Consider the following 1,031-nt stretch of genomic DNA (forward strand, 5'->3'; position numbering starts at 1 on the left):
CGCCTGAGCCCCACACCCCGCCGCCCGCCAAAAGCAGCCGCCTCACGGGCGCGGTCGCCGGCTATGTCGCGCTGGGCGTCTCGGTCGTGGCCTTGGGCCTGGCCGCCGCCCCCTATTTCGGCGGCGGTTCGGGCGACGACGTCCGCACCTATCTGCTGACCCACCCCGAGGTGCTGCAGGAGGCCAGCCTGGCGCTTCAGGCCAAGGAGGGCCAGGCCCGCGTCGACGACACCAATACAGCGGCGGCCGCCAATGCCACCCTGCTGGCCCCCGACGCCCGCGACCCCGCGTTCGGCCCGGCCGACGCCAAGGTGACGGTGATCGAGTTCTTCGACTTCCGCTGCCCCGGCTGCAAGGCCGTGGCGCCCCAGTTCCGCGCCCTGATGGCGGCCCACCCTGACGTCCGCTTCGTCTTCAAGGATTGGCCCATCCTGGACCGGGGCGAGGACGTCGCGTCCCAGTACGCCGCCCGCGCCGCGCTGGCCGCGCACCAACAAGGCAAGTATCTGGAAGTCTACGACGCCCTGATGTCCGAGCGCGCCCTGACGCCCGAATCCACCGACCGCATCCTGGCCCAACACGGCGTGGACATGGCGCGCGCCAAACAGACCCTGGTCGCGCCGGAAACCACCCGCCACATCGCCGACATCCACACGGCGGCGGCGGCGCTGAAGCTGCAGGGCACCCCCACCTTCTTCGTCAACGGCAAGGCCGCCGCCAGCATCGACCCCGCCGAGATCGCCCGGATGATCGAGGCCGCCAAGCGCTGATCTGAAGCCGCAAGGCAGTCCACACAGCAAAACGGCCCCCGGATCGCTCCGGGGGTCGTTCTGTTAGGCGACTCTGTCTCTCGGCCTATGCTCGCCTCGCGGAGGCTCGCGACTTGAGGCCGATTTCGATCCTCGATTACTCGATGATCTTGGCGACGACGCCGGCGCCGACGGTGCGGCCGCCTTCACGGATGGCGAAGCGCAGGCCCTGGTCCATGGCGATCGGGGTGATCAGTTCGACGTTCAGCTCGGCGTTGTCGC

The 1,031-nt window shown here is 69.9% G+C and carries 1 protein-coding gene and 1 pseudogene; one reads left to right on the forward strand and one right to left on the reverse strand.

Annotation, left to right across the window (positions count from 1 at the left end; genetic code table 11):
* A partial coding sequence (locus tag ER13_RS17365) for a thioredoxin domain-containing protein (protein WP_052005187.1) occupies positions 1-770 on the forward strand: 770 nt, incomplete at its 5' end.
* Positions 771-906: 136 nt separating this feature from the next.
* Here the strand turns inward: ER13_RS17365 and tuf are convergent.
* Positions 907-1,031, reverse strand: a pseudogene (gene tuf, locus ER13_RS18120) (elongation factor Tu); the annotation flags it as partial.

Source organism: Brevundimonas sp. EAKA, from assembly GCF_000698025.1.
In the GTDB taxonomy this organism is placed as follows: Bacteria; Pseudomonadota; Alphaproteobacteria; order Caulobacterales; family Caulobacteraceae; genus Brevundimonas; species Brevundimonas mediterranea_A.